Origin of the sequence: Azospirillum sp. TSO35-2 (assembly GCF_003116095.1) — a bacterium.
Classification (GTDB): Bacteria; Pseudomonadota; Alphaproteobacteria; order Azospirillales; family Azospirillaceae; genus Azospirillum.
In genome coordinates, this window is the sequence record NZ_LGRA01000021.1 from 2,255,775 (window position 1) to 2,262,593 (window position 6,819).

Annotated in this window: 7 protein-coding genes and 1 pseudogene; 4 read left to right on the plus strand and 4 right to left on the minus strand. The window is 72.2% G+C overall.

Annotation, left to right across the window (positions count from 1 at the left end; translation table 11 throughout):
• Positions 1-204: pseudogene (locus TSO352_RS26285) on the plus strand (serine/threonine protein kinase); the annotation flags it as partial.
• Between the two features lie 16 nt (positions 205-220).
• Here the strand turns inward: TSO352_RS26285 and TSO352_RS26290 are convergent.
• A complete protein-coding gene (locus TSO352_RS26290; RefSeq protein WP_109110058.1) occupies positions 221-1,036 on the minus strand; it encodes a protein phosphatase 2C domain-containing protein in 816 nt (271 codons plus the stop codon).
• Positions 1,037-1,279: 243 nt separating this feature from the next.
• Between TSO352_RS26290 and TSO352_RS26295 the strand changes: the two genes are divergently transcribed.
• On the plus strand, positions 1,280-1,672 hold the full coding sequence (locus TSO352_RS26295) for a flagellar basal body rod C-terminal domain-containing protein (RefSeq protein WP_109110059.1): 393 nt from the start codon (positions 1,280-1,282) through the stop codon (positions 1,670-1,672).
• Between the two features lie 25 nt (positions 1,673-1,697).
• On the opposite strand, the gene TSO352_RS26300 is transcribed toward TSO352_RS26295, so the two are convergent.
• Both TSO352_RS26300 and TSO352_RS26305 read right to left on the minus strand, forming a co-directional pair.
• Positions 1,698-1,898 carry a hypothetical protein gene (locus TSO352_RS26300; RefSeq protein ID WP_146210797.1) on the minus strand — a complete coding sequence of 67 codons (201 nt, stop codon included), beginning with the start codon at positions 1,896-1,898 and terminating at the stop codon, positions 1,698-1,700.
• Positions 1,899-1,952: 54 nt separating this feature from the next.
• Complete coding sequence (locus TSO352_RS26305) at positions 1,953-2,549, minus strand: hypothetical protein (RefSeq protein WP_146210798.1); 597 nt, start codon at positions 2,547-2,549, stop codon at positions 1,953-1,955.
• 210 nt (positions 2,550-2,759) lie between these two features.
• Between TSO352_RS26305 and TSO352_RS26310 the strand changes: the two genes are divergently transcribed.
• The gene (locus TSO352_RS26310) at positions 2,760-3,644 is read left to right on the plus strand and encodes a tetratricopeptide repeat protein (protein ID WP_109110062.1); all 885 of its coding nucleotides are present in this window, start codon (positions 2,760-2,762) and stop codon (positions 3,642-3,644) included.
• A gap of 25 nt (positions 3,645-3,669) precedes the next feature.
• On the opposite strand, the gene TSO352_RS26315 is transcribed toward TSO352_RS26310, so the two are convergent.
• A complete protein-coding gene (locus TSO352_RS26315) occupies positions 3,670-4,926 on the minus strand; it encodes a methyltransferase (protein WP_109110063.1) in 1,257 nt (418 codons plus the stop codon).
• Between the two features lie 204 nt (positions 4,927-5,130).
• Here TSO352_RS26315 and TSO352_RS26320 point away from each other — a divergent pair.
• The coding region (locus tag TSO352_RS26320) for a tetratricopeptide repeat protein (RefSeq protein ID WP_146210815.1) at positions 5,131-6,819 on the plus strand (1,689 nt) is incomplete at its 3' end.

Sequence of the window (6,819 nt, forward strand, 5' to 3'; positions counted from 1 at the left end):
GGGCGGTCCTGGACGATCGGCGCCCCCTTCGGCACCGAACTGCTGCTGGCCATCGCCACGCCGGAGCGCCTGTTCCCCACCGACCGGCCGGAGCAGGAACCGGCCGCCGACTATCTGAGTGCCCTGAAACAAGCGCTGGCGGCCCGGTCGGCCGATGCGCCGGCACCGTTGGCCGACGCGCGCTTCCTGCGCACGGGACCGTGAACCGTCGGCTTGCCGGTCAGGCCGACGCGGCGAAGCGCGCCACCACCACCGTGACGTTGTCCTGGCCGCCGGCCCCGTTCGCCGCGTCGACCAGCGCGGCGCAGGCCGCCGCCGGATCGCGCTCCTCGCGCAGGAGGCGGGCGATGGCGGCGTCGGGCACCATGCCGTTCAGCCCGTCGGAACAGATCATGACGACGTCGTCGGGCAGCAGCGAATGCACCGCGACCTCCGGTTCGACGTCCTCGCCGGTGCCCAGCGCGCGGACGATGATGTTCCGCTGCGGCGCCGTCCCCCGCCCGCCGTTGTCGAGCCAGATCTGGTAGAGGCTGTGGTCGCGGGTCAGCGTCCGCAACTCGCCGTCGCGCAGGCGGTAGACCCGGCTGTCGCCGGCGTGGAACACCACCATCTGCGCCGTGCCCGGCACCCGCCAGACGCCGGCCACCGTCGTGCCCATGCCGCGCCCCTGGGCGAAGCCGCGGGCGACGTTCAGGTCGTGGATCGACCGGTTGGCGCGCTGCACCGCCGACCGCGCCACCGCCAGGGCGCTGCGCACCGCCGGCTCCGTCCCGACCGGGTCGGTCTGGGTGCGTTCGGTGTCGGCGGCGTCGACGACCGTCACCGGCTCCGTCGGCGCGTAGTCCTCCAGCACAGCGGTGATGACCTCGACCGCGGTGCGGCTGGCGATATCGCCGCCGGCATGGCCGCCCATCCCGTCGCAGACCACCGCGAACTCGCCGTCGGCGCTGACGTGGACATTGTCCTCGTTCCGGGATCGGGTGCGGCCGACGTCGGTCCGGCCGGCAATGGTCAGCACAAAGGCGGGGTTTGGCATCGAGGCGGCGGCTCCCGTATCGCGACCGTCTAAGGTCCGAATGTCTTGGGCCGGGATTGCTGATCCGTTGTCGCGGGGGACCGGTAGCACGGGAAACAAACGTCGGCCGTTCACCGGATAATGGCGCGGGCCTTGGAAAAGATACAGCGTCGATTGCACCGCCCGGCTGGCGTTCCGCCGCCGCCGTGGTAGGATCGGACGCACCGAGGACGCGCATCGTGGCGGTCGGGAGGATTGTTCGGAATGGTCGGCAGCATCGGCGTCGCGCTCGGCGGCTTGACCGCCCAGACCCGGCGGCTCGACGCCTCGGCCTCCAACGTCGCGAATGTGCGGTCGACCGGCGCGCTGCCGGCGGCGGGCGGGACGAGCCAGGCCTACCAGCCGCTGGCCGTGAGCCAGAGCGCCACCAACCCCGGCACCCGCGCGACCTTCACCCCGATCACGCCGGCCTATCTGCCGGAATACGCCCCCGACGATCCGGCGGCCAGCGCTGACGGCATGGTCGCGGCGCCGAACGTCGATCTGGCGACCGAGCGGGTCAACCAGCTCACCGCCAATCGCGCCTATGGCGCAAACGTCGCCGTCGTCCGCACCCAGGACGAGATGCTGACGTCGCTGCTCGATTCGAAGGTTTGACGTCGAACGTCGGACAGGGCGCGGATCAGACCGTGATGTTCAGGTTCTGCCCGCGCGTCGGCGTGACGTTGCCGCCGCCGGAACCGGTATCGGGCTGAACCAGCGCCGCCACCGTCGCCTGCTGCTGCTGGGCGTTCTGGTTCAGCGCCTTCACGCCGAAATCCATCTGTCCCTGCGCCTGCTTGAGGGCGATCGCCGCTCCCGCGGTCGAAGAGGTGATGTCCATCCCCATGGCGAGGTCCCCGTCGGCAAAGCATGACAGCAAGAGTGCGACGACCGGTCAGATCACCACATTCACGCGCGCGACCGAGGCACCGGCCGGACGCGCGGTCGTTGCAGCGAAGTGTGCCACAGCCGCCGAGCCGGCGGAAGCGGCAACCGCGACCGACGCCGCATGGCCGGCCGTGCGGATCGTCGTGGAACCGGCGGCCGAACCGCCGCCGCCTCCCTGGGAAACCAAGCCCGACGCGGGCGACGCGGCGGCAGCCGCACCGCTGGCGTGTCCATCGGTCGCACCCTGGGCACCAGACTGGGCGTCACCACCGACCGTCAGCTTCAGCAGGGAGGCGCGCTCAGCATCCTTTTCCTGCTGCTGCGCCTCCTTGTACTGCTTCAGGGCGGCTTCGGTCGGTATCTGCGAGACGGTCTTCCCATTGGCCGGGTCGCGGTACTGCATCACCAGACGCGACGCGTCGGTGTCATAGGTGAAGGCGATGGACGGGAAACGGTTGACCAGCGGTTCGGTGCCACCACCGCTGGCGGTCGTGGCGGGAGTCGGAGTCCGGGTGCCGGCCCCGGTTTCGACGGCATCGCTGCCGCGGGGCGTCATGACGGGCAACGGTCGCGAGACCGTCGATGTGGCGGCAGCCACGTCCATGGCCGGCTTACCCAAATTGGTGGTAATCAGACATTAAATTACTCCGTTCCGCTGGACGCGTAAAGGCTTTCTTTACTCTCGTCGGAGATTGCGATTCTGACCAGTTGGTCGAAACAGCCTTGCGTGCGCCGATCGCATATGTGTTGAAAAGCTGGGGCCGGATGCGGCATGAGCTTGCAGCAACGGCCTCCGCTGCCTAAGCCTTGAAGCATGGCCACGATCCTCGAAGCACTGACGCACGCGCTCGACCTGCACCTCGCCGGCCGCTTCGGCGAAGCGCAGGAGCTGTACACCCGCATCCTCGATGCCGAGCCGGAGCAGCTCGACGCCCTGCATTACCTGGGCGTGCTGGCGGGGCAGACCGGTCGCGGCGATTTTGGGCTGACCCTGATCGACAAGGCGGCCGCCCTGCGGCCCGATGCGCCGGACATCCACGCCAACCGGGCCAACCTGCTGCGCGGCCTGGGCCGGATGGACGAGGCGGAGGACAGCTGCCGCCGGGCGCTGGCCCTGCGTCCCGACTTCGCCGAGGCGTGGACCGACCGCGCCTTCGCCCGCCACGGCCTGGGCGACGACGAGGCCGCCATCGGCATGCTGGAACGGGCGTTGCGGATCGAACCGGCGCTGGCCCCGGCGCGCCAGCGGTTGATCAGGCTGTCGCACGAGCGTGGCCGGCTGCGCCTCGAATCGGGGCAGATCACCCCGGCACTGACCGACCTGATCCGGGCGGCGGTCCTGGCCCCGCTCGACGCCGACATCGCCTTCCTGCTCGGCAACGCGCTCTATGCCGCCGGCTTGCGCGCCGATTCGGTGATCGCCTTCCGCAACGCGGTGGCGCTGGTGCCGGATTTCCTGTCGGCGGCCTTCAACCTGGGCATCGCGTTGGCCGGCGTCGACCGCATGCCCGCCGCGGTGAGCGCGCTCGACCACGCCTTCCGCATCGACCCCAACCATCCCGACGCGCGCGACACGCTGGCGTTGGCGCTCCGCGTCCTTGGCCGCGACGCGGAGGCCGACGCGTTGGACAAGGCCGCGGCGCCGTCCAGACCACCGGCCAAGCCCAAGCCGGGAACGGGCCGGCCGCCGGGTCGCTGACCGGGCCGCGGCGCCCGGCGCCGGTTCAGCGCATCCCACCCGCCGGGCGGCGGGCGAGCACCACCAGCCCGCCCACCGGCGCGCCGCTTTCGAAGCGCAGGCGGTCGCGGTCGCAGCTCGACAGCTCCAGTCCGGCCGCCGCCACCGCGGCGCGGACGTAAGCTTCGGCGTGGGCGTAGCGGCCATGGGTGGCGACGCGGTGCGGACGGCCCGCCGCCGGGTCCAGCTCCTCCACCGTGAAGGCCAGCCGGCCGCCGGGCCGCAGCGCGGTGCAGGCCGCCGCCAGCGCCTCGTCCAGCACGCCGAAATAGCACAGCACGTCGGCAGCCATCACCAGATCGAAGCCCCCCGGATGGGTGGCCAGGAAGCCGACCAGTTCCGCCGCGTGCAGGTCGTCGTACAGCCCGCGGGCCCGCGCGCGGTCCAGCATCCCGTCCGACAGGTCGACGCCGACCAGCCGCCGGGCGTAGGGGCGCAGCGCCGCGGCGCAGAGGCCGGTGCCGCAGCCGGCGTCCAGCACGTCGAGGTCGCCGCCCGGCGGCGGCGCGGTGGCGGCCAGCCGTTCGGCCAGCAGCGCCGGGGCGCGGTAGTCGAGTTCCGCCAGCTTGCGGTCGAACTCCTCCGCGAAGAGGTCGAAGGTCTGGCGCACATAATCGTCGGGCGCGCGCGGGTCGGCCTCCTCGCCGGCGATGGCGGCGCCGATGTGGCGGGCCAGCGGGTTGTCCGGGTGATCGCGTCGCCACAGCCGGGCCAGCGCCGCCGCCTCGTCCACCGCCCCCTGTTCGTGCAGCAGGTAGAGCACGGCGCCCAGATTGTCGTGCGCGTCGGCCCAACCCGGCCGCAGGGCCAGCGCCCGGCGGTACCCCACCGCCGCCGGCCCGAAGCGGTCGAGGTCGCGCAGCAGGTTGGCGTGGTTGTTCCACGCCTCGGCATGGTCGGGGCGGAGCGCCAGCGCCTGCCGGAAGGCGGCGTCGGCCGCGTCGCGCCGCTCGGCCTGCCGCAGGACCGAGCCGAGGTTGTAGTGCGCCAGCCCCTCGTCCAACCCATGGGCGACCGCCGCGCGGTAGGCGTCGGCGGCCTCGTCCAAGCGACCCAGCGCGCGCAGCGCGTTGCCCCGGTTGTTGTGGGTGCCGGCCAGCGTCGGGTCGGCGGCAAGCGCGCGGGCGTACAGCGCCTCCGCCCCCGCGGCATCGCCGGCGGCGGCCAGGGCGTCGGCCTGCCGGCTGAGCCGCTGCGCCGGCGGCACGGCACCGCCGCGCAAGGACAAGCGTGACCCGGCCATCGCGTGTGCTCCCCTTCCCCTCACCGTCGCGGCCACCATCCTCATCCGCCGAAGCGGCCGGCCGCATCCCCCGACAATATCAATGGCATCTTTATCGTGAACAACCGATCATGGCACTCCCTTTGAGCACGGCTGGCCGGTTGAGCGCAAAGGTCCGGGGTCAGGCAGGCGGAACGGGGAGCGACGATGGCCGGGCGGGGCGCAATGGACACCAAGACGCTGGCGCAGGCGGTGGCGCATCATCAGGCCGGCCGGCTGGGCGAGGCGGAGCGCGGCTATCGCGCGGTGCTGGTCGCCGACCCGAATCATGCCGACGCCCTGCATCTGCTGGGCGTGCTGTCCCTGCAATCCGGCCGGCTGGCCGAGGCGGTGACCCTGATCGGACAGGCGCTGGAGCGGTCGAACGGCGTTGCCGACTATTGGGACAATCTCGGCACCGCGCTCGCCGCCGACGGACGTGCGGCGGAGGCGGCGCAGGCCCATCGCAACGCGGTCCTGCTCGACCCGCAAGGGGCGCAGCGCCGGCACAATCTGGGCAACGCCCTGGCGGCGCTCGGCCGGCACGAGGAGGCGGAGGGCGCCTTCGCCGTGGCGCTCGCCCTGCGGCCGGATTACGCCAAGGCCTGGTACAATCTGGGCAACAGCCGCAGCGCGCACCGCCGCCACGACGCCGCCGCCGCGGCGCTGGCCCATGCGATGCGGCTGGCGCCCGACATGGTGGAGGCCCACAACAACCTGGGCGACGCGCTGGCCATGGCCGGCCGGCTGGACGAGGCGATCGCCCAGCACCGCATCGTGACGACGCTGCGCCCCGACGACGCCACCGCGCACTACAACCTGGGCGCCGTCCTGCAGCAGCGCGGCGCCTATGAAAGCGCCGAGATCGCCTACCGCCAAGCGCTGAAGCGCAACCCGCGCCACACCGCGTCGCTGAACAATCTGGGCAGCGTTCTGAAACGGTTGGGCCGCCCCGACCAGGCGGAGCAGTGCCACCGACAGGCGCTGGAGCTGCATCCGGACTTCGTCGAGGCCCGCTACAACCTCGGCAACGCCTTGCAGGCGCAGGCCCGCTACGACGAGGCCGCCGCCTGCTACGAGGAGGCGCTGGCCCAGCAGCCCGACCTCGCCACCGCCAGTTTCAACCTGTCGCTGCTGGCGCTGCTGCACGGCGATCTGGCGCGCGGCTGGACCGGGTACGAACGGCGCTTCGCCGCCGGGGAGGTGATGCCCGACCGCCGCATTGCCGCGCCGCGCTGGACCGGCGAGCTGCTGCGGGGACGCCGCCTGCTGGTGTGGCGCGAACAGGGGGTGGGCGACGAGATCCTGTTCGCCTCCTGCTACCCCGACGTCATTGCCTGGGGCGGCGGGCCCGTCGTCATCGAATGCGACCCGCGGCTGGTGCCGCTGTTCCGCCGCTCCTTCCCGCGCGCCACCGTGCGGGCCGAAAGCTGCACCGGTGACGCTTTCCGGACCATCCCGCGCGAGACCATTGACCCGCCGGACGTCGACCTCCAGGTTCCCGCCGGCGACCTGCCCCACCGGCTGCGCGACAGCCTGTCCGCCTTCGAGCCGCAGGGCCCCTGGCTGGTGCCCGACCCGGCGCTGGTGGCGCGCTGGCGCGAACGCCTGGCGGCGCTGGGGCCGGGGCTGAAGGTCGGCATCGGCTGGCGCAGCCAGTTGATTACGCAGGAACGGATCGGCGCCTACACCCGTCTCGACCAGTGGGGTCCGGTCTTTGCGGTGCCGGGCATAACCTTCGTCAACCTGCAATACGGCGAGTGCGAAGCGGAACTGGCGGCGGCGGAGCGGCGGTTCGGCGTGACGATCCACCGCTGGTCCGACCTGAACCTGAAGGATGATTTCGACAACGCGGCGGCGCTGACGGCGAACCTG

What these genes read in the sequence shown, in the direction of transcription:
- TSO352_RS26305 (WP_146210798.1), bottom strand. Translation starts at nt 2,549, where the DNA reads ATGGACGTGGCTGCCGCCACATCGACGGTCTCGCGACCGTTGCCCGTC.
- TSO352_RS26295 (WP_109110059.1), top strand. Translation starts at nt 1,280, where the DNA reads ATGGTCGGCAGCATCGGCGTCGCGCTCGGCGGCTTGACCGCCCAGACC.
- TSO352_RS26310 (WP_109110062.1), top strand. Translation starts at nt 2,760, where the DNA reads ATGGCCACGATCCTCGAAGCACTGACGCACGCGCTCGACCTGCACCTC.
- TSO352_RS26315 (WP_109110063.1), bottom strand. Translation starts at nt 4,926, where the DNA reads ATGGCCGGGTCACGCTTGTCCTTGCGCGGCGGTGCCGTGCCGCCGGCG.
- TSO352_RS26290 (WP_109110058.1), bottom strand. Translation starts at nt 1,036, where the DNA reads ATGCCAAACCCCGCCTTTGTGCTGACCATTGCCGGCCGGACCGACGTC.
- TSO352_RS26300 (WP_146210797.1), bottom strand. Translation starts at nt 1,898, where the DNA reads ATGGACATCACCTCTTCGACCGCGGGAGCGGCGATCGCCCTCAAGCAG.